Source organism: Colwellia sp. BRX10-4, assembly GCF_014077465.1.
Taxonomy (GTDB): domain Bacteria; phylum Pseudomonadota; class Gammaproteobacteria; order Enterobacterales; family Alteromonadaceae; genus Colwellia_A.
The window spans coordinates 330,838-355,193 of the sequence record NZ_JACGVZ010000001.1; the positions used below are offsets into that span (position 1 = coordinate 330,838).

At 36.2% G+C, this 24,356-nt stretch carries 22 protein-coding genes; 7 read left to right on the plus strand and 15 right to left on the minus strand.

All coding sequences use genetic code 11. From position 1 onward, the window contains the following. Positions 1-72: 72 nt before the first annotated feature. From H4J67_RS01560 to H4J67_RS01570, 3 genes are read right to left on the minus strand one after another with little or no spacing between them, the layout of a single operon-like run. Positions 73-798, minus strand: a complete 726-nt coding sequence (locus H4J67_RS01560; RefSeq protein WP_182176159.1) for a 3-deoxy-manno-octulosonate cytidylyltransferase — start codon at positions 796-798, stop codon at positions 73-75. 20 nt (positions 799-818) lie between these two features. Next, positions 819-1,499: an HAD family hydrolase gene (locus H4J67_RS01565; RefSeq protein ID WP_182176158.1), complete on the minus strand. Its 681-nt coding sequence runs from the start codon at positions 1,497-1,499 to the stop codon at positions 819-821. Next, positions 1,483-3,096 (minus strand): aldolase catalytic domain-containing protein, encoded by a 1,614-nt coding sequence (locus H4J67_RS01570; protein ID WP_182176157.1) that lies wholly within the window; start codon positions 3,094-3,096, stop codon positions 1,483-1,485. Before H4J67_RS01570 ends, H4J67_RS01565 begins: the two co-directional genes overlap by 17 nt. Before the next feature lie 381 nt (positions 3,097-3,477). On the opposite strand from H4J67_RS01570, the gene H4J67_RS01575 reads away from it, so the two are divergent. From H4J67_RS01575 to H4J67_RS01585, 3 genes are read left to right on the plus strand one after another with little or no spacing between them, the layout of a single operon-like run. Next, positions 3,478-4,197 (plus strand): SAM-dependent methyltransferase, encoded by a 720-nt coding sequence (locus H4J67_RS01575; protein WP_182176156.1) that lies wholly within the window; start codon positions 3,478-3,480, stop codon positions 4,195-4,197. Next, positions 4,197-5,105, plus strand: coding sequence for a hypothetical protein (locus H4J67_RS01580; protein ID WP_182176155.1), 909 nt, complete (start codon positions 4,197-4,199; stop codon positions 5,103-5,105). The genes H4J67_RS01575 and H4J67_RS01580 overlap by 1 nt, the downstream gene beginning before the upstream one ends. Beyond that, entirely contained in the window at positions 5,105-6,127 is a 1,023-nt protein-coding gene (locus H4J67_RS01585) for a hypothetical protein (RefSeq protein ID WP_182176154.1), read from the plus strand. Before H4J67_RS01580 ends, H4J67_RS01585 begins: the two co-directional genes overlap by 1 nt. Positions 6,128-6,144: 17 nt before the next feature. Here the strand turns inward: H4J67_RS01585 and H4J67_RS01590 are convergent, their stop codons facing one another. The 12 genes from H4J67_RS01590 to pseB all read right to left on the minus strand — a co-directional run bounded on the left by H4J67_RS01590 (position 6,145) and on the right by pseB (position 19,152). After that, complete coding sequence (locus H4J67_RS01590) at positions 6,145-7,443, minus strand: FAD-dependent oxidoreductase (protein WP_182176153.1); 1,299 nt, start codon at positions 7,441-7,443, stop codon at positions 6,145-6,147. Between the two features lie 464 nt (positions 7,444-7,907). Beyond that, a complete protein-coding gene (locus tag H4J67_RS01595; RefSeq protein ID WP_182176152.1) occupies positions 7,908-9,062 on the minus strand; it encodes a class I SAM-dependent methyltransferase in 1,155 nt (384 codons plus the stop codon). A gap of 55 nt (positions 9,063-9,117) precedes the next feature. Beyond that, on the minus strand, positions 9,118-9,789 hold the full coding sequence (locus tag H4J67_RS01600; RefSeq protein WP_182176151.1) for a PIG-L deacetylase family protein: 672 nt from the start codon (positions 9,787-9,789) through the stop codon (positions 9,118-9,120). After that, a complete protein-coding gene (pseI, locus tag H4J67_RS01605; RefSeq protein ID WP_182176150.1) occupies positions 9,782-10,816 on the minus strand; it encodes a pseudaminic acid synthase in 1,035 nt (344 codons plus the stop codon). Before pseI ends, H4J67_RS01600 begins: the two co-directional genes overlap by 8 nt. After that, entirely contained in the window at positions 10,813-11,436 is a 624-nt protein-coding gene (locus H4J67_RS01610; RefSeq protein ID WP_182176149.1) for an HAD family hydrolase, read from the minus strand. Before H4J67_RS01610 ends, pseI begins: the two co-directional genes overlap by 4 nt. Next, positions 11,430-12,332 carry an ATP-grasp domain-containing protein gene (locus H4J67_RS01615; RefSeq protein WP_182176148.1) on the minus strand — a complete coding sequence of 301 codons (903 nt, stop codon included), beginning with the start codon at positions 12,330-12,332 and terminating at the stop codon, positions 11,430-11,432. Before H4J67_RS01615 ends, H4J67_RS01610 begins: the two co-directional genes overlap by 7 nt. Further along, complete coding sequence (pseG, locus tag H4J67_RS01620) at positions 12,333-13,997, minus strand: UDP-2,4-diacetamido-2,4,6-trideoxy-beta-L-altropyranose hydrolase (RefSeq protein ID WP_182202667.1); 1,665 nt, start codon at positions 13,995-13,997, stop codon at positions 12,333-12,335. It abuts the gene before it with no gap. Positions 13,998-14,048: 51 nt separating this feature from the next. After that, positions 14,049-15,338, minus strand: a complete 1,290-nt coding sequence (locus H4J67_RS01625) for an aminotransferase class III-fold pyridoxal phosphate-dependent enzyme (RefSeq protein ID WP_182176146.1) — start codon at positions 15,336-15,338, stop codon at positions 14,049-14,051. Further along, on the minus strand, positions 15,331-16,098 hold the full coding sequence (locus tag H4J67_RS01630; protein WP_182176145.1) for a cytidylyltransferase domain-containing protein: 768 nt from the start codon (positions 16,096-16,098) through the stop codon (positions 15,331-15,333). Before H4J67_RS01630 ends, H4J67_RS01625 begins: the two co-directional genes overlap by 8 nt. Before the next feature lie 29 nt (positions 16,099-16,127). After that, a complete protein-coding gene (locus H4J67_RS01635; protein ID WP_182202669.1) occupies positions 16,128-17,009 on the minus strand; it encodes an aldo/keto reductase in 882 nt (293 codons plus the stop codon). Next, positions 17,006-18,157, minus strand: a complete 1,152-nt coding sequence (gene pseC / locus H4J67_RS01640) for a UDP-4-amino-4,6-dideoxy-N-acetyl-beta-L-altrosamine transaminase (protein ID WP_182202671.1) — start codon at positions 18,155-18,157, stop codon at positions 17,006-17,008. Before pseC ends, H4J67_RS01635 begins: the two co-directional genes overlap by 4 nt. After that, complete coding sequence (gene pseB / locus H4J67_RS01645) at positions 18,154-19,152, minus strand: UDP-N-acetylglucosamine 4,6-dehydratase (inverting) (protein WP_182202775.1); 999 nt, start codon at positions 19,150-19,152, stop codon at positions 18,154-18,156. The genes pseC and pseB overlap by 4 nt, the downstream gene beginning before the upstream one ends. Positions 19,153-19,462: 310 nt before the next feature. On the opposite strand from pseB, the gene H4J67_RS01650 reads away from it, so the two are divergent. From H4J67_RS01650 to fliE, 4 genes are all read left to right on the plus strand, one after another. Further along, positions 19,463-20,932 (plus strand): sigma-54 dependent transcriptional regulator, encoded by a 1,470-nt coding sequence (locus tag H4J67_RS01650; RefSeq protein WP_182202673.1) that lies wholly within the window; start codon positions 19,463-19,465, stop codon positions 20,930-20,932. A gap of 246 nt (positions 20,933-21,178) precedes the next feature. After that, complete coding sequence (locus H4J67_RS01655) at positions 21,179-22,366, plus strand: PAS domain-containing sensor histidine kinase (protein WP_182176141.1); 1,188 nt, start codon at positions 21,179-21,181, stop codon at positions 22,364-22,366. Beyond that, entirely contained in the window at positions 22,353-23,693 is a 1,341-nt protein-coding gene (locus H4J67_RS01660; protein ID WP_182176140.1) for a sigma-54 dependent transcriptional regulator, read from the plus strand. The genes H4J67_RS01655 and H4J67_RS01660 overlap by 14 nt, the downstream gene beginning before the upstream one ends. A 217-nt stretch (positions 23,694-23,910) precedes the next feature. Continuing rightward, the gene (gene fliE, locus H4J67_RS01665; RefSeq protein WP_182176139.1) at positions 23,911-24,276 is read left to right on the plus strand and encodes a flagellar hook-basal body complex protein FliE; all 366 of its coding nucleotides are present in this window, start codon (positions 23,911-23,913) and stop codon (positions 24,274-24,276) included. Positions 24,277-24,356: the final 80 nt, after the last annotated feature.

The window sequence follows — 24,356 nt, forward strand, 5'->3', positions numbered from 1 at the left end:
TGTATATAAATTATGTATTGAATGTATTGTTTTATTCTTCAATGACAACATATAGATGTCTGTAACGAAAAATCACTTCACTGACAATAAAGTAATCACTTTAGCAACATCAGCAGGCACGTCAACGGCAGCGCTAGATGTTTTTACTTCAATCATTTGTACTGGGATATCATTTTCTAAGAACCGTAAAATCTCAATATCCTCAACTTGTTCTGTAGGTGTTTTTTCAGTGTGTAAAGAAAAAAATTCAAGATGTACTTTTGAGAAAACATAAATACACACTTGTTTATAGCCAAAGTGATAATCGTTGCTTTTAGTGATAGGTATCGGTGAACGACTCATATAAAGTAGGCGTCCAGATTTACTGGTAACAACTTTAGGTACGTTGAATGAACGAAATTCAGCTTCATCCTTTATAGCGCACATCGCATTGATAACCGTATGTGGAGTCGCTAGATAAGCTTGAATGAGTGTATTTATATCGGCAGGCTTTATTAACGGTTCATCGCCTTGAACGTTAATAATAAAGTCACAATCGAGTGTTTTATTGGCCTCTGCTAAACGATCAGTACCTGTCATACACGTATCCGAAGTCATAATCACTTTAGCACCAAAATATTCAGCTTTATTTTTAATCAACTCACTGTCCGTGGCAATATAGACATGTTCACTGCCAACGGCTTTACAGCATAGCTCCCATACATGCTGAATCATAGGTTTCCCTAATAAATCAATAAGCGGTTTACCTGGAAATCTACCTGACTGATAACGAGCGGGGATAACGACTGCATACTTCATAAAAAACCTTATTACAAATACTAGATGATTTCTGACCATGAGTTATATGAAGAGAACCCATGTTCAATGGACAATAAATTAAGTTTTTGTTTTACATTAGAAAAAGGTAAATAAGCAATAAACTCTATATTATTAGTAATAGAGGCTTGTAAGTCTGAAACAGCATCACCAAACATAATGGCATGATTCTTACCCTGACTATTACTCGTACTGCTTGGGGATGATTGTAATATGTTCTTTATATTTTCTGATTTAGACGTTGGAGAACCATAAATACCATCAAACAGAATGTCGAGCTGACGTTGTTTAAATACAATTCTAAGCTCTTCTTGTTCAGAACCACTGGCGATAAATTTCTTACCCTGTAGCCCATTTATAAAGTTCAAAAACCCTGGTGTTATATCAGCGTTTAAATAGAGTTTCTTACACATTGAAGCGTATGAACTCAGCAGTGATTGACGATAATGCTGTAGATCTTCGTCTACTACCGTTAAGTATTTTAACAAAAATACATCGATATGATGAAACCTAGACTTACCAAAATTATTCGTAAAGTAATGAATACAATTATCTATTTCTGATTTTTTAGTGAAATGCGTGCTAAGCGCTGTCTCCATCGCGTCAATTTTCAACTGATTAGAGTTTAATATTACGCCGTCACAATCAAAGATATAAATATCATAATCAGATATTTGGTGCATAAATAGAACCTTTGTTAATAGGGTAACTCGTTGGCGTTAAGGAGATAATAGGATTGTGGATGTATATTTCAGTATATAAGCCAAATATTGTGAGCATTTCTTGCTGGCGCGGATCATTTTTTTCATAACCATCAAAGCCAACAACTTTTATGGAACTAGGCTTCGACTCTACTAACATTGCGAAGATATAGGCAGCGGTAATGTCGAAAGGTATTACGGCATGTGTTTTTTTAGCGGATAGCTCATCTTTATTAACGTCCAAGCCATAATCAATGATCTCACAATGACTAATCAGCGCTAATTCAGATTCTGAAAAACGATGTTTTGGTAATATGAGTGGTTTGTTTAGCTCGGTATAACGACTTAAATCCGCTAAATATTTTGAATTATGCGATAGGGCATAGTAGTCAATCAAATCCGCTGAAATAGCAGCCGAAATATTAATTGAAATAACCGTAGGTTTTTGATTTCGTATATATAATTCAATCGCGTCAGCGTACTTTTCAGTGTTCGGCCCATTGGTAATCACCATGACATGTATGTCATTGAATAGTGAGTTTACAGCGGTTGTCCCCGATACTTTATTTTTGCTGAAATTAAATGATAAGGCTGAATTTAGCTCTGCACCGTTATAAGAAGTTGTGCCCTCTAATTTACTTAAATAGTCAATGGCACCAATTATTTCATCGGTACCATAATGTGTATTTGAGAGTAAATTTTGAATGTAAGTTGGGTGAACATCATTCTGAGCACCTAAAAAATAGAGTAAGTTACTTCCCCAGCCATAGTTTTTTTGCATGGATTCAAAATAACGAATAACTAACTCATAGATAGGTTTCGGGTTATAGGGGGAGTTGGATGTATCTAAAACCGCTAATAAACATTCTGTTTGAGTATTACCCGCACCACGTCCCATGCCGGTAATGGTGGTATCTAACCACGTTACACCTAAGCGATGCGCCTTTAATGTATTGTCTAATCCTTTGCCCATATTATTATGAGTATGGATCCCAATAGGCCCAGTCCATTCTTGACGAAGTGCACTAACAATTCGTTCAACTTCATCCCCGTCCATATTCCCCAAAGAATCAGCAAAATACAGAACATCTAATACACCCCATTCGTTAGCTTGACGTGCTTTATCTGCAACAATATTTGAAGCCTTACCTCCTGCTTGCATTAGGTTCAAACTTACCAGATAACCTAATTGCTTTAGGTACTTTACTATAGGGCCACATTGTTCAACTTCATCAAAGTGAGCGGCAACTCGTACTAAACCAATTTTACTTTCTGAAGCAGTAACAAATAATATATCAATAGCTTCGGCCATATTTAATGAGCTGGCTAATATAGTTTTAGCATCAACCATAACACCATAAACAGGACCAGTCGGTAATCGAAGTGTATTAAGGTAATCTTCAGTTGTATAAGCATATGCGCCCAAAAAATCATCTTTAGGGAAGTTTCTTAAACCTAATTCGACATAATCAATTTTCGCTTTTGCTACAGCTTGAAAATAAGCTTCAGCAACCTCTGAGGGAAAATCCCAGTTATTATAATAACCACCATCACGTAAGGTACAATCTAAAATTTTCATAATTCACTCTTTGATTTATATCCGACATTCGTCATTACTTCTATAAATAAATTTGTTGGTGTAAAGTATAAGCGATAATAGTACCGTTCATTTCTTCATTGATTACACGTTGGCTGATTATAAATTGCTAATTATCTACGATTTATGTGATCAGCTAAATCAATCACCCTAGTTAAGCTATCTAATTTATTAATTATCACTACAAATTATTAGGGCTTTATACCCTAAGTGAGAATATAGTCGGTTACTGTTATATCACATGGTTACATACTCGTTCCAGCGATCAATAATTTGAGCGCTTACATCTAGTATCGCTAAATATCTTACTGTAAACTTAGTGTGATTTTCACTTGTAAATATAACTTGATAATAGGAAAAACTGTGAAGTATTTTGATTATTATAAAGAAAAAGCGGCGGATAGCAGCTTAACCAACACCGAAAAATGTGGGCGCTATTTGAAGCAGAGTGACGATGAACTTAATATTTTTGACGATATTTGCTCAAAACTACCCGCTCTTACTCAAGAAAATACGCTTATTATTGATATTGGTTGCGGTTGTTCAGACCCAGTAAAAAAACTCATTAAGAACAGCCAACAGCACAATAATAATTTGGTGCTGGTTGATAGTGAAGAGATGTTATCCCTATTACCTGATTTAGATAATGTCACTAAAATAAATACACAATTCCCCGATAAACCTTTTGTAGAGGCTTATCAAAATAAAGCAGATGCCATAATTGTTTATAGTGTATTTCACTGTGTTTACCTCGAAAGTGACTTTATTATGTTTGCAGATTCTTTAGTCAAACTTTTAAACAATGGTGGTACTTTATTACTTGCTGACTTACCTAATGCAACCAAAAAGAAACGTTTTTTGTCGTCAGAGGAAGGAAAAGCATTTCATAAAGACTGGAGTGGTGAAGAGTCTATTCCTGAAGTCAATTGGAACCAATTTGAAGCCGGTAGTTTAGATGATTCATTAGTGATGATGCTAATGATGAGGTATCGTCAGATGGGCTACGAAACCTATCTGGTACCACAAAATAAACAGCTTCCTTTTTCTAATACACGTGAAGATATACTTGTTAGGAAGTGGTAATGAAAAAAATTTGGATGTGGCCCCAGACTGATATTAATAGTACAACGGTTATCAGTGACCAAGCGGTACTAACCGAAATAGAGCAATATTTTTCTGCTTTATATGCGCCATATAGAGTCGTTTATTTTTCCCGAGCTAGAGTCAGTATTATGGCTATATCTGCTGTTCGAGACCTATCAAGGCCGCAGTTAACTTTTGTACAACCTTTTTCATCACATTGTGTACTTTCAGCGATATCGCAGCAAAGCACCCCCACAACGATTTTTCCGCAACATTCTGATCGGCAAGTTATCTATCATCAATGGGGTCATAAAACACAGGTAAATAATCAAATATATCAAAATGTATTAGTGGAAGATGCAGTGGATTCGCTTATTCTTACCAACGAACAGAATGAATTATTTCCAAATAATGCCCCTTTTTGTCTTATTTCGTTACCTAAAATTTGCCCTGTATCAGTAGGTGCTATCGTTATTTGTCAACAAGATACTGATTATCAAAAATTAATCAAGCAACGGACTAGGATGGAGCAGGATATAGGTTCGTCTATCGAACCTATTAATACACCTTCATTTCAAGAGGCTACTCTGCAAGCAAAACCAACGCTAGTACCAATAATAGAAGAAAGCATCCAAGCTTTAGTTGAAAGTTCTTCAAAAAAAATACAAACAAATGTAGCTCATATTAGCCAGGTATTTCCAGAGTTAGCATTAACGATTGAAAACTCAAGCAAACGATTACCGTCCAATATTATTATTTCGAAATCAAAATATACGGAGGAAGAATTATACTCGTTAGTGCCTTTTAATGTTATTGAACAGCAACGAACCTATTATAATTATCAACACCAAAGCTGTGAAAAAGTTTGGCTATTACCCTGCCATTGTCAGGCAGACTGGTCAGAATAATGGTAAATAATAGCACTTCATTTAAAACATTGGCCAATAAGACCTTTTCAAATATAGTGTATTTAGAAGATGGCGCGACTGATTGGCAAAGAGTCTTTTCACTGAGTGACTACGCATCGTCTGAATACTTGGTTTCAATAATCGGTTATCACAACGCCTATCTATTAACCGCACAAGATTGCTCTTTTATAATTTACGAAAATAATGTACCTGTAGCCATTTGGCCATTAACATTATATTCAGTGGATAATGTTATGACTTTGCAAAGTAACTGTAAAAATATTATCCCGCCACTCTTTACGTGTGGTGCAAGCAAAAAGACAATTAAAAAAATCTATCAACAATGCTTTTTATTATTAAAAACCTTCAGTTTAAAGAGTAATCAATGCATTAAATTGTCATACAGCCCTACTGTAGATATTTTATGGCAGCGTACTTTTTTACCTGTCATTAAAGATATTGACTATCAGCAATACTTAATTGCCGATATTACTGGTTCAATTGATGATATAAAAAAAACGTTTAGAAAAAGTTATCGCTCACTAATTAATAAGGGGTTAAAATTATGGCAGTGCGAATTACATACGCAGATGCCAGATACATTACTAGCTCAGTTTAGAGCGTTTCACATCAAGACCTCTGGTAAGGATACTCGCCCGATCACTACCTGGATAATGATACAAGCCATGATTAATAATCATGAAGCATTTTGTATTACGTTGCATGATGATAATGAAAACTTAGTTGGTATGGCGCTTTTTAATATCAGCCCATTACAAGTTTCATACAGTGTTGGTGTTTATGACAGAAGTTTGTTTGACTTACCATTGGGTCATGTTATTCAACTTAAAGCCATTGAATATATGAAAGCACTGGGTGTTAAGCGATACTTTTTAGGAAATCGCCATCATTTATTTGAAACACACATGCCGACAAAAAAAGAAAATTCCATCGGTTTTTTTAAAGAGGGCTTTAGTAATGAAATACATATTGAAGCAAATGCCATTTTAACTTTTGAATAAAATTTTTATTTATATACTCACTGACAACTCATATAAGCATCAATCAATAACTCTGACATAAAGAAACCTTTTGATGAACTACGCCCTAATAATTTAATATTGGGGTACTTGGTTGATATCTCTAAATTTAGTTGCCTGAGTAATTTATCATTTTCTTTAGTCATAATCGGAAAACCTTCATTAATAGCACGGTATTGGCTAAAAATGCAGGTATTCGTTTGTTCAATTAACCCCATCTCGCTCAATTCAGCCGATACTTTAGCCAATAACTGCACATTATCTTTTATTTCATCCACAAGCACTTCTACGGTAATCGCATAAAACTCACTCTTGGGTAACAAATTTTGATAGCAAGTGAGTCTAGTCGATACATGGGTTGATGAGAAATTATTAATATATTTACAGCTCGTCAACACGGGGAGTTCATAAACAAAATCAAACAATACAGTTTTTCTAAATGTAGGCTTTTTAATAACGCTAGTAATAGGAAGGTAGTGAGGCAATAGCGCGGAAGGTATAGTCCAAATTAGTTCATCAACGGATTGATCACAATCACCATAATAAACACGTATTTTATCGTTTTTATAGTCAATAGACGTTACGGTAGTATTAAGTAAAACCTTGACTCCAGCGGAAAGAATTTGTTGAAAAAGTCCTTTTGTCCAACTCGCAATTCCTCCCTCTTTTGGATAATACTTTTCCACTCCAGGCGTTGCTTTTTGAAAACCAAGTCTCTCGTTTATATAGTCAACATGCTTTAATGCACAGGTGGTTTGTTCATCAAAGGCAACGACACGATACATATCAAAAAAGTTTATGTAATTAGCAGGAAGCTCTGACGGCTCTGTGCCGAGAGTAGCTCTAACATAAGGAAGGAAGGCGTGTTGGTAGGCAGTTTCACCATATAGTGTTTTTAATGCGGTCTCTAAATCATCAAAATCAGTTAATGTCGGCGCTTTGATAAGCTCATAGCCAGCAATTTTTGCTTGTTGCTGATCTAAAGAGTTAAGGTTTAGAAAAGGAGAGAAATCAGTAAGCTGATTGTTAAAAAAACTACCTGCCTGTTGAGTGTCGAATGAATGTAGATGTTCATTATTATTCCCAAATAAAAAATGATCTAGCTCTGGCTCGCCTGTGCGACTCGCAATATGAACACCATAATCAAAGCTACCAAAATGTGAAGGACTACTTTTAAGTAAGCCACCAATTTCATCTGATGCTTCAACCAAAGTTACGTTATAACCTTTCAAGGCTTTAAAATAAGCAGTTGTAATACCAACTATCCCACCACCAACTACTAATACATGCTTAGTCATACAATTTAACCTAGATTTATTATGTAATAATTTACAGAAGTTAGTTCAACATAAATGTTCGAACACCAAGAATACGCTCACCTTTACTAGGAGCTCTGTCTATAAATAGAAAACCTTCTATACCCATATATGCTTTAAGCCCAAAGTGAAATATAAATAGAGTGTTTTTTCAGACCTAATGGACTTATCAATAAAAAAGTAATGTTAGCTAGTTAGATTACTTTGTAAACTTGATAAATAAGTGTTCATTATAAGTACTTAATTACTGATAATTTACATTCAAGTAATACTTCTTCAGTTCGAGTGTTAAATGCAATTGTTATGCCGCCACTCATAGCTATTATTGTACTGTAGATAATTCATAGTATCCTTATCATCTTCCTGATCTAATCCAGAAGTTGAGCATATAATCTGTACTTTTACCTGACTAATCAAAGGATACATAAAATTTAACATTATATATTTTAAAATATTTCAGGAATATATACATCACCTCTCCAGCCTAGTGTTTGTAAAATTTCATTTATTTCGAAATAAAATGAAGATGATATGATAACAAGCATATTAATATCCTCACCTTTTTCTATTAATTCTTTAATTACTGTCGGAGCAAATAATACAGCTTTGTCAAAGCCACAAAAATATTTACCTGCTTTATCTGGATTGCCATCGATGAGGTAAGCTGGGTTGATATTAGCATTAGAAATGAGTGAAATACCACAAGTTCCAGCGCCCCATAAAATCGTTTTTTTATTTCTTGATATCTTACTAATATGTATCGAAACGGCCTTATTTCTCTTTTGCATATTTTCAATATGTATAGTAAAAACCGGCTGTTTAGCCATTACGTTGTACTTAGTAAATGACGCGATGAGATTGCCAGCATCAGTAATGGTGCTTGACTCTTTATGCCAACCAAATTTATTCGCTAGCTTTACTAAAGAGTATTCTGAAAAAACATGAATATGCTCAATGTGAAAAGCGATGGTTGAACTATTGTGTATTGCCCAGTCAAGGCTAGGTGTTTCAATGAGCAATCGTGTATTGGCATGGCTGACCATATTTGTCGCTTTAAAAAAATCTTCGAAATCAAAAATATGTTCTATGACATGGCGTGAATATACTAAGTCATAACTTTCATTTAATACCTTTACCGAGTCATTTGTAAAAAAATGAGTAAAGACTCTTAGCCCTTTCTCTTTAGCTGCTTCAGCAGATTCAATATTTGGTTCAAAGCCATCGGCATATTTTGCTGAGAATTCAGTTTTTAATGTGGTAAGCATTTCACCACTAGAGGATCCAATCTCTAATATTGAAAATATACTTTCTTTGTCTAAGTGCAGTGTTTGCAAAAACAGGAGGAAATCGTCTCTTAATGTTGTACCCAGATCACTTGGAGGTGGGGTGTAATAATGATAAGAGTATATTTTTTCTAATATATTTTGGTAATTTTCTTGCTGATAAACGTGTGAGCAATCAATGCATCTGAGGTAATTTAAGCTAACGGAGTAGGGAGGTGGAATAACGCTAGGGTCAGGAACGGGATGTTGATAAACAGGGCTATTATCTAACGTAAGATAATGTTTGTTGTTTTCAGAATGACAAACTGGACAATTCATAATGAACCTTTATTTATATGTGAGTAGTGCATTATATTCATTCTTAAACTCAGGGTTAGTTAAGTTCTCTGATAAGCATAAATGCTTCGGCATAACTTACGCCAACACTTGTCCCTCTTACCACCGCTAATGCTGTTATAGCTTCTTTAGAACGAGTGTGAGGATAGGGTCTCATTTCTTTTGCATAGATATCTAATAGTCTATTTTTATCTGCTAATTGCTCTGCAATGTTAATAAAACTGGTTGGTAAAAAATTATTTGCTGTGCTTTTTATTCCCCATTCAGTACTCGAGTTAACTTCAAATGTATAAATGCTAGCCACTTTTGTACCTGGCTGTGGCCTATTCGCGGTAATGACTGCTTGATGTACTATTTGGTGATCTACATTCAAGTCGCCAAAATGATGTGTGTAAATAATATCAGGTAATACCTGTACTAAAATAGACTCAATGGATTGAACAATGTCGATTAGTGGTTCTTGATCCATTCTGTTATCAGGGTAATTAAAAAAATATTGCTTTGCAGTTAAAAATGCTCCAGCGGCATGCGCCATCTCATTACGAATACTAACGTCTGTATCTTCTGAATTAATTCGGGCGGATACCCCATCTGTCATATAGATGATATGAATTTTATCACCACGTTCTTTGTGTTTTGCCAGAGTGCCGCCACAGCCTATTGCTTCATCATCGGGATGCGCGACAATAGCAATTATTATTTTACTCATGAATATGTTCCCATGTTAAAGCACTACCAAAAGAGATATCAGTACGTACTTTTTTACCTAAAATTTCATCGTAATATATTGGAGACAAACCAAAACCTGGTCGAATGATACGAGTGTTTTTTTCTGATAGAGTATCGCCAGCTTTCATGGGGTTAGTGACATAAATAGATCTACCATGATGTTTTCCTGGCCTTTTAGTGTCATTAAATATATTTTTATTACCTAAAGCCAGCCAAGTAGATTCAGTTTCATTGACCAGAGATGTCAACTCTTCTGGGTTGATTGAAAACGCTGCATCTGGCCCTCCTAATGCACGGTCTAAGGTAAAGTGCTTTTCTATAATCGTTGCTCCCATTGCTACGGCGGCAATAGCAGGAATGTTCGTTAAGCTGTGATCAGATAAGCCGTAAAGTAAATCAAGTGACGCTAACTCTTTTATTGCTAATAAATTCATTTGTTCGAAACTACAAGGGTATGAACTTATACAGTGAAGAATAGCAACATCCGAACACCCATGTTCTTTTAAAAAACTAACACTTTTTCTTATTTCGTCAAGTGTTGCAATACCGGTCGACATAATGACAGGCTTACCTGTTTGCGCTACCGCTTTTAATAAAGCGAAGTCTTGAATTTCAAAAGAGGCTATTTTATAGAGAGGGCAATTGACTGTTTCTAATAAGCGAACCGATTCTTCATCGAAAGGAGAGCTAAAGATAATAATGTTATGCTTTTTAGCATGTTCAAAAAGAATCGAAGTCCATTCCATTGGCATAGCTATATCTTTATATAATTGATAATAGCTTTGCCCCTTCCATAATGGATCTTGAATGATGAATTCTGGTTTATCGCACTCAATCGTTAGAGAGTCAGCGGTATACGTTTGAATTTTTATTGCATCAGCGCCACACTCTGCTGCTTTTTCAATGATTTTTTTGGCTATTGAAAGGTCACACAGGTGATTGTTTGACATTTCAGCGATGATAAAGGGCTTGTTTTGTTTAGAAATTTTAAAATTATTTATATTCATTTGTCATCTTGGGTTATATCAAAGTGAATAAAAGGGATATTTACATTAGTGGCAAATAAACCGTCGGTAGAGTGATCATCACCAACCATTACTGGTTTAATGAAATAGTTTTTTTTAGATAGTTCATCGAAAGCATAGCTATTAGGCTTTAATTGCTGAGGCTCTTTAGATGAACAGATAACAATAGTGGCGTACTCTTCTAACGCTAAACGCCTAACTTTAGTTTCCTGTACCATTATTGGTCCATTGGTCACCACAAATATTCTATTGTTGACGAGGTGTTTTTTTATTAAAGGCATTAAACCACTTTCTTTGTTTATATAGCGCCCATTATGCGAAAAGTAATTTGTAAGCATTATAGGTAGTAAGGACTGAGATAAGTGGTATTTGTCTAAAGTATCATTAAATAATTTATTGTATTTATTACCTTTAAATTTTTTATGAGTCATTAAAAAGTCTTCCATACCGTCAAGTGTTAGCTGGCTTTCTTTTTTTAATGCGGCAGTTATATCTTCAAAAGCACCACGGTCAAAGTCTTTTTGTTGGTAAAGTGTATTATCTAAATCGAAGATTATTTCCTCAAATTCCGCTAATTGTTCAAATAACTGTTCAGCTAACATGAGTATTCTTGCCAATAACGAATGAATTTTTTATTTTTTATTTCATCAGGGTGAGGAATATTGATTGTTTCTTTTGACCATAATTTAAGAGCTAAATCGATAATATCAAAACCCGCTAAAGTAGAAAATATTAAACTACCTGACAGACGAGGATTTATTTCTATTAAGTGTGGTATGTTATTTTTATCAAGCATGATCTGTATATTAATGGGCCCTATAAAATTGAAAGTAGCACAACACTCTTTTGCTAGCGAAAGTACTGTTTCATTCTGTTCAACTTCGCCAACCCTAGACACCCCTGCAGTTTCAAGCCTTTTTCTTGCAACACCAAAGACCCATTTTGAGTCATTATCAGTAAGTACATCGATAGTATATTCAACACCTTCAATAACGTTTTGAATAACGCCATCTTGTTTTAAAAAGTAAGGAATCAATTCATTATCTTCAATATAAAAAATACCTTTACTACCTCGCCCATAATTAGGTTTAAATATGGCGGGGGCAGACGTTGTTAATGGAGCCACGGGCAAACCATACACTCGGCACTGTTGCTGGAAATTTATTTTACTTGTGCAAGTTAACACCGTCTCTTGGGGGTTTAATAATATTTTATCAAAGGCGGTTTTTAGTAAGTCAGGATGTTGACATAACAAAATTAATTCTTCGTCAATAAATGGAATATACAAGTCAAATTTATTAACAAGACTGTTAATAAATGGAATGAAATCGTTAGATTTACACAATGGTGATAAATAAAACTCATCACAAATATTTATAGCGAGGGGGGCACTGTGGTGATTTGCATCAATACCAATAACATAATGACCTAGACGTTTAATATGCCTTATTATTTCTGTCGCTGCCGACGAGCCAGCAGCACTCATTAATATTTTCATTTAATTATTAGGCCCTAGTTTTTTGATATTATCAGATCGAAAGTTGATTACATTCAGCTGATAAGATGACGGAGAAACTTTTTTAAATCCGGCTTTGGTAAAGGCTTTTTGTGATTGAATATTTTTATTGTGTATTGTGGCCATATAGGTTGCATTTTGTTTAAGTTGACTTAGGTTTGTTAAGGTACTTACTGCCAGACCTTTACCCTGGTGATCGGGAGCAATGATAATAGATATTTCGTATGTCGGTATATCCGTATTGCACTTATTTTTTGTTAATTGATCGAGTCGTAATAAACCAACGCTATTACCCTGATCATTATGTAGTAAGTAGAGTATTCTGTTTGGATCTAGCAAGCAGGTATTATACCACTGCATGTGCTCTAGCCAGCTTGGTGTTTTTGGATTTATAAAGTATTTTCTAATGTTTTTATTGGATTGCCAACCGTATATTAATTCACAATCATCTGCTTTTGCTGCATGAAATATGATTTCTTTGGGGATGGTTAAAAGGTGCTTGGTTGTTTTTTGTACAAGCTTAGCTGCAACTCTAGCTGCACCTTTGCCATCGCATACTTCAAAACAGCAATTACTCATTTTTTCATAGGCACTTGTATCATTAAGTAAACTATTTAAGGCTGAAACGATAGTATGAATCGTAATGTTTTTATACCAACCTAAGTTAATAGTTGCACCCGCTTGAGCTAAATTATTCGCGATTACCTTTTGGTTTTCAGCATTAACCGTCGTTAAACAAGGTAAACCTGAGCAACAGCGCTCCCAAGCGGTCCCACCACTCGCCCCTATAGCTATATCAGCTGATAGCATCAATTCTGCCATATTTTGACTATTAACTATTAAATAGATCCAAGAATGTTCATTACAAAACGTTGTTAAGGAGTCTACATGTATTGATTGACTTGATATCACCAGATTAACGGTGATTTTAGGTAGTGCTTCAATAAGCTCACCTACAGCGAGCAAAGCTAATTGTGATAAATTATCGGGATCACTACCCCCCATCGTAATAAGAATATTAGTTGGTGTTAGTTCGTTGTTATATTCATCAATACGTTTTTTTCGTCGGAGCAGTGCTTGATCCCTTAATAATGAAAATTCATCTCTAAGTAAAATATAGTCTTGCCCTACTAAAAATTGGCACTGGCTTGGCACTAACGCTTGGTATTCTGCCTTACTACGATTATACGTTTGGTCTAGTAAAAAATCACAGGCGAGGGAACGGTTTGCTAAGTCATCTATCACTAACAGTTTTTGGTAATAAGGCTTCATTAAGCTATGCCATTTATGATCAATCGCATAATGATCAACGATGAATAATTCAATTTTGGGTAATTGTTTAACTTGGGTAATGCATTGTTGAGCATCTTGCTCAAAAGTAGCACCTAGCCAGCTATCACTGCATTGCTGACTAATTTTTTGTTCAACAGGTGGCAGTTGCAGCAGGTTAAAATCGGAATCTAGGATTAACTGATTGATATGACCTTGATGATCACGACAGAGAAAACTGATTAATAAATTATCATCAACATTTTTTTGTGGTATCGTTTTTAACTCGTATACAAGTGCGTGCGCTAAGGTTAAACACCTCATCACGTGGCCGTATCCAATAATAGTTGAGCTATCAACACGAAAAGCAATATGCATAAGTACTTTATTTACTCAGCTTGTTATATTTTAAAATTAAGGGAGTCATACTTAACGCACCTTAAATACAGGTTGTAATAACTCACCTTTAAAAACACTATCAAAATTATTTTTTTTAATGGTGTTGGCTAAAATAGGTAACACGGCTTTATAAGCTAATAATAGCTTGTCAATATCAGCTGATTTATGGGCGTAACTTAAGTTATGTCCTCCACCTAGCAAAATTCCTCTTCTCGCCATTTCTTGCAAAAATAATGATTTTAATTCGATGGCGCTATAACGGCCTTGTTCAGCTATGTTTAAAAATGACCAAACAGGGTGACCGCTTAAGCTTAGCCATTTTTGGGCTTGCATGTCGTCAATTATTTTTTCTAAACCTGCTTGTAACTTTTCTCCCATGGCCGTTAAATGTGCAATCACATTATGTTGTTCCATAAAGTTTAACGTTGCTTGTGTTGCGGCTAACGACAAGGTTTCACCTGCAAATGTACCCGAGAAAAAGATATCTTCCATAAGCATCATTATATCTTTTCGACCGACCACCGCAGAAATAGGATAACCATTGGCCATTCCTTTGCCAAACGTCGCTAAATCTGGCGTTACATCAAATAACTCCTGCGCACCGCCCATCGAGAAACGAAATCCGGTGATGGTTTCATCAAAAATTAATACCGCACCTTGTTTCTTACATAGCTCTTTTACTTTTTGTAAAAAATTATCTTGAGGAAAGTGAGTATTCATCGGCTCTAAAATAACCACGGCTATTTTGTTTTCTTGCTGTCTGAATATTTGTTCTAGTGATGAAATATCATTATATTTAAAAGTGTGCGTTAACGACTTAGTGCTTTCTGGTACGCCTAAACTTCGCGTTGTTGAACCTATGTACCAGTCTTGCCAGCCGTGATAACCACATACCGCAATATGTTCTTTACCAGTATAAGCGCGAGCAAGTCTGATGGCTGCAGAGGTTGCATCACTACCATTTTTACCAAATCGTACCATATCAGCACAGGGAATTAACTCAACCAGTTTTTCAGCAACTTGCATTTCAAGTTGATGTGGTAAAGAAAAAGTTACGCCAGATTTTATTTGCTTAATAACGGCATTATCAACAGTCTCGTTGCAATAGCCTAATGATACTGAAAGTAAACCGCTGACAAAATCAGTATATTGATTATCATCAGCATCCCATACTTGGCAATCTTGGCCGCGTTTAATAAAGAGAGGAGAAACACCTTTAGGGTAAGAAATCTGACTCTTGCTGAAGGTTTGTGATCCTAAAGGAATAGTTTTTTCAGCGCGAGTTAACCATGTATTTGATTGTTCGTATTTTCTAGGCATAACCTTGCTCTTTATCATTTTTGAGTGATGTTAATAACCCTTGATTGCGGGTGAAATCCTGGTTTATTTTCAATAAAGCAGGGTGTTTTGCTAAGTATTTTAATATATCTTGGAAACTAAAATTGTTGTTTTTTGGGTATAGGTCATTATATATTCTTTCAACTAATTCAAAATCTTCTTGTTCATCAACTGTCCATCTATGTGCTGAAAGATCACATTCATGTAGGTATGAGCCACAACTAAATTGCTCTGGATGGTTTCTAATAAAGAGGGTGACATGTTCTAATTCAGAAGGTTTAACGGCTTGTAACCACGAAGATTTCAATGTTTTTTTTGTCATCACTTCAACATCTAAGCCATCAGGGAAAGTGGCTGGTTCACAATTGTTGGTGTAATCAAAGCCGCCAGTTAAATGCGCTAAAATAACATGATCAATAACTTGGGCGTCAATTAATGGACAGTCACCGGTGATCCTAACGATATGTTCACTCGGATAAAGCAGACTAGCTTGGTAATACCTGTCAAGTACGTTGTTTAAATTTCCCCTAAAACACGCGATGTTGAGTGTATCGCATAAACGATCAATCGCATCGTCACTTGGCTCTGTGCTGGTGGCAATAATAAGTTTGTTCACTTGAGTTACTTTAGCTAAACGTGCAATTTGAAGTGCTAGTATAGGTTGCCCTAAAATAGGCATTAATACTTTTCCAGGTAAACGGCTAGAGTTCATTCTTGCTTGTAAAATTATATTAACTGTCATTTTGGTTCATTACTTTTATGGATAAATAGTTACTTATATTGTATCGACCAGTTGCTCGGATTAATTAATGCTTCGTTGCTACAGGATAGTTGTGCAATGGCATTTTTGTGCGTTTTACTGAGTTTCTTTGCTAAATAATAATGCTCAATAATTTGTTCAAGTTGTTGTGTTGAACAACAACCTATGACTGCCTTATTAATAAATGGATTTTGATGAATAATTGATAAAGCTAACGTTAACGCCTGGCAATTTAATTGTTTACATAAAGAATGAAAACTATTTAACTGAGGGTGGAATGGCTGAAAGTAAGGGGCAAGTTCAGGTAATGGCATCAGTAACAAGCCTTGTAAAAAAACAGAGCGAACATGTACTTCAATCTTTTTTGTTTGTAATTGTTGGCGAAGTTCAGTGTTAGTAAAGCGTTGGTCCATGCAGTTTAATGGCACTTGAACGATATCAAGATCAAATTTTTGCATAAGTTTATCCAATTGTTTAGGGTTATACACAGACACGCCAAGCTGATTAATTTTTCCTTGCTGTTTTAATATGCTCGCTTGCTGATAATAATGTTCACCCTTTGCTCCTAATAAATCCTTAGCGCTGTGAAACATCAAAGCTTGTACTTGCTTAGTTTTAAGATGGGCTAAACTGATTTCTAGCAAATCACTTATGGTCGACGTGACCTTTGCTAAAGTGGGAATTTTCGTAACAATGGAAAAGCCGCTACTAGCATTTAATGTACCAATAGCTTGCTCACTATCACCATAAGCGGCCGCCGTGTCTAAGGTGGTAATACCATGAGCTCTCGCCAAAGATAAGATGTTTTCTACTTCGTGGAGGACTACTTTCCCTTGTCGGTTACTTATACCGTAATCGATACCGAATTGAACTGTACCTAAGGCGAGTTTCATAATAAATTTATTACAGTATCAATAACATATTGTTGATCTTCACGCGTTAGTTCTGGGTATAAGGGGAGCGATATAGCACGATGGTAATAATCTTCAGCGATAGGGAAATCCCCCCAGTTAAAACCTAACTCTTGATAATAAGGCTGAGTATGAATAGGAATGTAATGAACATGAGCAAAAATTTTTGCGGCTCTTAATCGTGTGATCATTTTATGGTGTTGTTTTGTATCAGCTTGTGGAAGTAAAACTATATATAAATGATAAGCGGAATAGTTATCTGCGGTTGGTGTTAATGGTGTTAGGTCGGTTTGAGCGAAAGCTTGGTCATATACATGTGCCAAGGTGTTTCGTTGTTTAACAAAAACATCTAATTGAGTTAATTGACTAACACCAAGCGCAGCTTGCAGCTCTGTCATTCGGTAGTTATAGCCGAGAGCTATTTGTTGGTAATACCAAGGACCGTGGCTTTCACCTTTAAATTGCTGTGGATCAGCAGTAACACCGTGGCTCCGGTATAAACGTAACTTTTCAATTAATTCCGGGTTATTGGTTAATGCCATGCCTCCTTCTGCACTGGTAATAATTTTTACTGGATGAAAACTAAAAATACTAATGTCAGAATACTGGCAATTTCCAACGGCTTTATTTTGATAATACGCACCAATTGCATGTGAAGCATCTTCAATAATGGTAAAATTATATTGTTGGCTCAATGTTTTAATTTCTTGCATCAAACATGACTGTCCAGCCAAGTGCACAGGGATAATTACTTTCGGAAGTGTATGGGTAATTTTAGCTTGCTCTAGCTTTGCTCTTAAAGCCAATACACAAATATTTCCGGTAGTAATATCTATATCGACAAAATCAATAGATGCTCCGCAATAAAGCGCACAATTAGCCGAAGCTACAAAGGAAATCGGCGAAGTCCAAACTATATCATTAGCTTGAACCTCTAATGCAAGGCAAGCTATATGCAATGCAGACGTTGCGCTATTTACCGCACAGGCAAAGTCAGTCTGACAATAATTGGCTAGCTTTTTTTCAAATAAAGGGACCTGAGGGCCCTGAGTTAAAAAGTCAGAAGAAAGAACACTAATAACGCTATCGATGTCTTCTTGGCTGATTTTTTGTTTACCGTAAGGGATCATTCTTCAGCCATATGATTAAAACTGATAAGTTCTTTTTCGGTTAAGAAGTGCTTGTTATTTTTTGAATTATATTCAAACCCAGGTTCAACAACTGCCCCCGTTTCATTTAAGGCATTGTGTGTAAAGTCATTACTTCTACTTGAAAAGCTAATACTTGGAGCAATAACAAAGTGGTCATCATATTCATAAGTATGGTAACAATCGTCGGCAGGACACATTATTTCATGTAACTTTTCACCGGGACGAATGCCAATAATATCAATAGTTGATCTAGGCGCCATCGCCTTTGCTAAATCCATCACTCGCATTGAAGGGATTTTAGGAACGAAAACTTCGCCACCGAGCATGCGTTCAAAGTTCTTCAAAACAAAGTCTACACCTTGTTGCAGAGTGATCCAAAAACGAGTCATTTCTTCATGGGTAACCGTGATGGGGGCTTTTTCGTTAACAAGCTTTTGAAAAAAGGGAACCACTGAGCCACGAGAACCAACAACATTACCGTAACGTACTACTGAAAATAATGTTTTGTGACCGCCACTCATGTTATTCGCTGCAACGAATAACTTATCAGAAGCTAATTTCGTTGCACCGTAAAGACTTATCGGATTCGCGGCTTTGTCGGTGGATAGAGCAATAACCCTTTCTACATCATTATCAAGAGCCGCTTCAATGACATTTTCAGCACCATTAATATTTGTTTTAATACATTCCATGGGGTTATATTCAGCGGCAGGAACTTGTTTTAATGCAGCTGCATGAATGACTAAGTCAACCCCTTTCATTGCTCTTCTTAAGCGGTTCCCATCTCTTACATCGCCAATAAAGTAACGCATACAAGGTTGATTGAAAACTTGTTGCATTTCAAACTGCTTCAACTCATCTCTTGAATAGATTATGATTTTTTTAGGGTTATATCGTTCAAGTAATGTCTTAACATAAAGCTTGCCAAACGAACCTGTACCGCCAGTAATAAGAATACTCTTATTATCAAACATAGTTGTCATATTTATCCCCACAAATTCTAGCTTATTTTTAATAGCCACGGTAAACGAATGACTTGCTAATAATATATATTTTAATAAGCAAATTATGTGCCTAGTTACAATAAGACACAATAGCGTATCAATTATTTTTTATTGATTCTTATGGTTTTTCGCTAGTTTCATTACTATTTTTATTATTAAATTATATATCTCTTATTTTTTGTCAAATTAATGACCAATTAGCGTCAATCTTTTGTTGCTTGTTTAGAATATCTCGCTAGAATAAAATTATAGATAACAAAAATATGGTTTTTTTAGATATATGCAGGGTCAAAAACATGTACTTGTCGTTGATAACGACATTGCCAGACGCGATCAAATAGCGACCGTATTATCATTTGTCGGTGAACATTTTCATGTGTGTCCTGAAGATGATATTGAGCAGTATTTTAAAGAAACTGATAATATTCTTACGGTGGTTTTGTGTGGCAAGGTCAGTGATTTACTGGTCGGTTTTGTTAAAAAACACCCTGAAACACCTTTTATCCTTCATGATGTACTCGACGCTACTTTATTAAGTGGTGCTGTTAATGTTTTAGGCAGTTTAGCGGTGCCTTTAAATTATGCTCAGCTTACTGAGCAAGTACACCACTGTCATCAATACCATAACCAATTACCCTCAAAGCGAAACCACAACGGCCCTAATTTGTTATTCCGCTCTTTGGTGGGCGCCAGTGAACCTATGTTACAAGTGCGCTTTTTAATTGAACAAGTTGCTTGTACGCAAGCCAGTGTCTTGGTTTTAGGTGAGTCAGGTACGGGTAAAGAAGTTGTCGCACGTAATATTCATAATTTATCTGACCGCGCTAAGGGGCCTTTTGTTCCGGTTAACTGTGGCGCTATACCCGGTGAATTATTGGAAAGTGAATTATTTGGTCATGAAAAAGGTGCCTTTACGGGCGCTATTTCTACCCGTAAAGGACGTTTTGAAATGGCTGAGGGTGGCACGTTATTTCTTGATGAAATAGGTGACATGCCTCAACCCATGCAAGTGAAGCTACTTCGTGTTCTGCAAGAACGTACTTTTGAGCGTGTCGGTGGCGCAAAGAGTATTAAAACCAATGTTCGTATTATTGCTGCAACCCATCAGCACTTAGAAGATATGATCACCGCGGGCACATTCCGCGAAGATTTATTCTATCGTCTTAATGTTTTTCCTATTGAAACACCAGCATTACGTGATAGAAAAGAAGATATTCCATTACTAATTAAAGAACTTATTTCTCGTTTTGAAGCAGAGCAAGGACAAAGTGTTCGTTTTACTGAGCAAGCGATTGAATCTTTAAAATTACATGCTTGGGCAGGTAATGTTCGAGAATTATCTAACTTAATTGAACGTATGATCATTATGTTTGCTGAGCAAGTGGTTAATGTCAGTGAATTACCGGCAAAGTATCGTCATATCGATGTTGAAGAGTATCAACCTGAATACCCTGATGAGTTGCAAGAACGTGATGCGATAAATGAGCTATTTTCTGGCTTTGATTATGATGACGAAGAAGATACCAGCAGTTTTGATGACCAACCAGAAGAAGCATCTGTGGTTGATGTTTTGCCAAACGTTGGCTTGAATTTAAAAGAATATTTAGCAGACCTTGAAGTGTCGATGATAAACCAAGCACTTGAGAAAAATGATTGGGTTGTTGCACGCTCGGCAGAATTATTAGGGATGCGTCGAACCACATTAGTTGAAAAAATGCGTAAGTATAACTTACAAAAAAACATTAACTAATATCCTAGGTTAATCATAGATATTGAATGTTATATCCGTTATCACAACAGCCGTTGTACTGGAAAGTATCGCAAGGGTTAGCGTCTTTATCTTTGGCTGAATTGAATGCTTTTAGACAGTAAAGCCAAATCTTTGACGGCAAGAATTGTTCTAAAAATAGCTTCTAACATCATGTAAATTAATAAAAAACCTCTTTGGCATAGTTAATGCTTTATTCAGTTGGTATTTCTAAATTGAGTAAAGTATATGGCCGTTGCAGTTTCACATTCATCAGCATCTTCTAAATTGTCTACACCCATTCATTGTGTGGACGATAATCTGTTTCATAAAGCTAAGTTTGCTTTTACTCCGCAGTCATTTGCCCATAGCGATACGTTAGAAAGTGAAGCATACCGTGGCGAGCTATCGTTACTTCGTCAAAAGTCTAATCAACTTGAGCAAATTATTGATGTTATGCCGACCGGGATGATAATGCTTGATGGTAACGGTATTGTTATTAAAACCAATAAAATTGCTAGTTTGTTACTCGATGAACCGATTCTTGGTCAAGCTTGGTTTGATGTTATTAAACGCTCGTTTAAACCTCGTGCCGACGATTGGCATGAAGTGTCATTAAAAGACGGCCGCCGAGTTAAATTAGAAATTACTGCTTTAGGTGATCAACCTGGCCAGTTAATTATGATCACTGATTTGACCGAAACGCGTTTATTACAAGATAAGCTTAGCCATATGCAGCGTTTATCGTCATTAGGTCATTTGGTTTCAAAGCTTGCTCATCAAATTCGCACACCGCTTTCTGCTGCTATGTTATATGGCGCAAATTTAAAAAATAAAAAGCTTTCTTCAGACGATCGAAGTAGCTTTCAAGACAAATTAATGGCGCGCTTGCACGACCTAGAACAACAAGTTAACGATATGTTGTTGTTTTCAAAAAGTGGCAAGCAAAAAGTTGTTGAACCACTTTCAATTAATAAATTGATTACCCATTCAGTTAACGCCGTAGAAGCATTAATTGTTCAGGCCAAAGCGAAAGTAAACATTAAGCTTTGTGATGATGATTGCCAAATCTTAGGTAATAAACGTGCGTTAAGCGGTGCTATTGAAAACTTAATTCACAACAGTTTACAAGTTATTAAGCAGGGTGCGGAGATCTCTATTACCACCTACTGCCAAAATGAATACGCTTATATTAGTGTACAAGATAATGGTCAAGGTATTAGTGAAGAGCTTGCCAATAAAATCTTTGAACCTTTTTATACATCAAGGGCACAGGGAACCGGCTTAGGTTTAGCGGTGGTAAAGTCAGTTGCTAAGGCTCATCAAGGCGACGTTCGCTTAGTGAGTAAGCCAGGAGAGGGCGCGCACTTTTGTATTCACTTACCTATTCTAGACACAAACAATGTTAACGGGGAGAACACTAATGAATCAAAGTAAAATATTAGTTGTTGAAGATGATGCAGGATTACGTGAAGCCCTGATGGATACTTTAAAGTTATCAGGTTATCAATGTATTGAAGCTCAATCAGGTGAAGATGCTTTACTCACGCTTAAAGAACAAAGTGTTGATCTCGTCGTTAGTGACGTGCAAATGGATGGTATGTCGGGCTTAACACTACTCAATAGTATTAAAAGAAACTGGCCAAATTTACCTGTGCTGATGATGACGGCATACGGTACGATTCATGATGCTGTTCAAGCGATGCGTGATGGGGCCTGTAACTATATGGCAAAACCTTTTGCACCAGAAGTGCTGCTCAATATGGTCAACCAATATGTGCCATTGAATGTGACTAGTCGCTATGAACCTGTGGTTGCCGACGCACAAAGTATTGAACTATTGGCGTTAGCAAAGAAAGTCGCGACCACCGATGCTTCTGTTATGGTGCTTGGCCCCAGTGGTTCTGGTAAGGAAGTATTAGCACAATACGTTCATTATCACTCGAACCGAAGTGATAAGCCCTTTGTTGCTATAAATTGTGCTGCAATTCCAGAGAACATGCTGGAAGCGACTTTATTTGGTTATGAAAAAGGTGCCTTTACCGGAGCCATTCAAGCGTGCCCGGGTAAATTTGAACAAGCACAGGGCGGTACCATTTTATTAGATGAGATCACAGAAATGGATCTCGGCTTACAAGCAAAAATTTTACGGGTCTTACAAGAGCGAGAAGTTGAACGCTTAGGGGGTCGTAAAACTATTAAGCTTGATGTTCGTGTTATCGCAACCAGCAACCGTGATTTAAGAGTGGCTGTAAAAGATGGTATCTTCCGTGAAGATCTCTACTACCGTTTAAATGTCTTTCCATTAACGTGGTTAGCATTAAATAAACGCAGAGATGATATTGTGCCATTAGCCAAACATTTAATTACTCAAGCATCGTTAGCGAACAACATGGCTATTCCAGAACTAACCGCTTCGGCGAGAAATAAACTGATGAGTTACGATTGGCCAGGCAATGTTCGTGAATTAGACAATGTTATTCAACGAGCCATTATTTTGCATAGCGACCAGATTATTAATGCTGGTGACTTGTTAATTGAAAATTTCGACAGTGAAATTATTACTGATGTGGCGTTAGAAAATAATAGCGAAGACATGCTTGGTAATGAATTAAAAATACAAGAGCATCAAATTATTCTTGATACCCTCACCGCTTGCCAAGGTAGCCGTAAAGATGTTGCTGAACGATTAGGCATTAGCCCAAGAACGCTACGCTATAAAATAGCAAGAATGCGTGATTCGGGCATTCAAATACCAGCCTAACAATCGCTAAAAACGGTAATATTCCTATAAAGCCAATATTTTCATTTAAAATATTGGCTTTACTGCTATCTGCAGTTTCCACTGATTAAACCTTCCACAGCCTCGATAATTCTTTAATTCTCATACTGGCACCATGCTTGCAATATCATCGTTATATCGTTACTTAAACCGTTATTTATAGGCTTAGTAGCAAAAAATTGACACAAGTGAGTAGCTCATGAATATCGATACCAATTCTTTATACGCACAAATGCAAAGTATGTCGCTTGGAAACTCTTCGTTGCAGGGGGCTTCATTTGAAAAAATGGGCAATAACCTTGGCATGGAAGACAGCGCTATTCCAGCGCTAAACAAGTCGACCAGTAATTTTGGCGATATGCTTAAAGATGCGGTGAATAATGTCAATGATATTCAAAAAGAGTCTGGAGCAAAGAAAATAGCTTTTGAAATGGGCGACCGTAGCGTTACGCTTGCTGACACCATGGTTGCTTCCGCTAAAGCCGGTATTGCTTTTGATGCCACCGTACAAGTACGTAATAAGTTTGTTGAAGCATATAAAGAAATAATGAATATGCCAGTTTAACAATACCTTTGTATAAAATAGATAGTATTTCGTAATAAAATCAAGTGGTAGTGGAGAAATTAAGTGGCTGATAATAATTC

Coding starts and splice junctions, on each gene's coding strand:
- pseB (WP_182202775.1), bottom strand. CDS start 19,152: ATGTTTGATAATAAGAGTATTCTTATTACTGGCGGTACAGGTTCGTTT.
- H4J67_RS01570 (WP_182176157.1), bottom strand. CDS start 3,096: ATGAAAATTTTAGATTGTACCTTACGTGATGGTGGTTATTATAATAAC.
- H4J67_RS01630 (WP_182176145.1), bottom strand. CDS start 16,098: ATGACAGTTAATATAATTTTACAAGCAAGAATGAACTCTAGCCGTTTA.
- H4J67_RS01635 (WP_182202669.1), bottom strand. CDS start 17,009: ATGAAACTCGCCTTAGGTACAGTTCAATTCGGTATCGATTACGGTATA.
- H4J67_RS01585 (WP_182176154.1), top strand. CDS start 5,105: ATGGTAAATAATAGCACTTCATTTAAAACATTGGCCAATAAGACCTTT.
- H4J67_RS01590 (WP_182176153.1), bottom strand. CDS start 7,443: ATGACTAAGCATGTATTAGTAGTTGGTGGTGGGATAGTTGGTATTACA.
- H4J67_RS01655 (WP_182176141.1), top strand. CDS start 21,179: ATGGCCGTTGCAGTTTCACATTCATCAGCATCTTCTAAATTGTCTACA.
- H4J67_RS01610 (WP_182176149.1), bottom strand. CDS start 11,436: ATGTTAGCTGAACAGTTATTTGAACAATTAGCGGAATTTGAGGAAATA.
- H4J67_RS01580 (WP_182176155.1), top strand. CDS start 4,197: ATGAAAAAAATTTGGATGTGGCCCCAGACTGATATTAATAGTACAACG.
- H4J67_RS01565 (WP_182176158.1), bottom strand. CDS start 1,499: ATGCACCAAATATCTGATTATGATATTTATATCTTTGATTGTGACGGC.
- H4J67_RS01595 (WP_182176152.1), bottom strand. CDS start 9,062: ATGAATTGTCCAGTTTGTCATTCTGAAAACAACAAACATTATCTTACG.
- fliE (WP_182176139.1), top strand. CDS start 23,911: ATGAATATCGATACCAATTCTTTATACGCACAAATGCAAAGTATGTCG.
- H4J67_RS01615 (WP_182176148.1), bottom strand. CDS start 12,332: ATGAAAATATTAATGAGTGCTGCTGGCTCGTCGGCAGCGACAGAAATA.
- pseG (WP_182202667.1), bottom strand. CDS start 13,997: ATGCATATTGCTTTTCGTGTTGATAGCTCAACTATTATTGGATACGGC.
- H4J67_RS01660 (WP_182176140.1), top strand. CDS start 22,353: ATGAATCAAAGTAAAATATTAGTTGTTGAAGATGATGCAGGATTACGT.
- H4J67_RS01560 (WP_182176159.1), bottom strand. CDS start 798: ATGAAGTATGCAGTCGTTATCCCCGCTCGTTATCAGTCAGGTAGATTT.
- H4J67_RS01650 (WP_182202673.1), top strand. CDS start 19,463: ATGCAGGGTCAAAAACATGTACTTGTCGTTGATAACGACATTGCCAGA.
- H4J67_RS01625 (WP_182176146.1), bottom strand. CDS start 15,338: ATGCCTAGAAAATACGAACAATCAAATACATGGTTAACTCGCGCTGAA.
- pseC (WP_182202671.1), bottom strand. CDS start 18,157: ATGATCCCTTACGGTAAACAAAAAATCAGCCAAGAAGACATCGATAGC.
- pseI (WP_182176150.1), bottom strand. CDS start 10,816: ATGAATATAAATAATTTTAAAATTTCTAAACAAAACAAGCCCTTTATC.
- H4J67_RS01600 (WP_182176151.1), bottom strand. CDS start 9,789: ATGAGTAAAATAATAATTGCTATTGTCGCGCATCCCGATGATGAAGCA.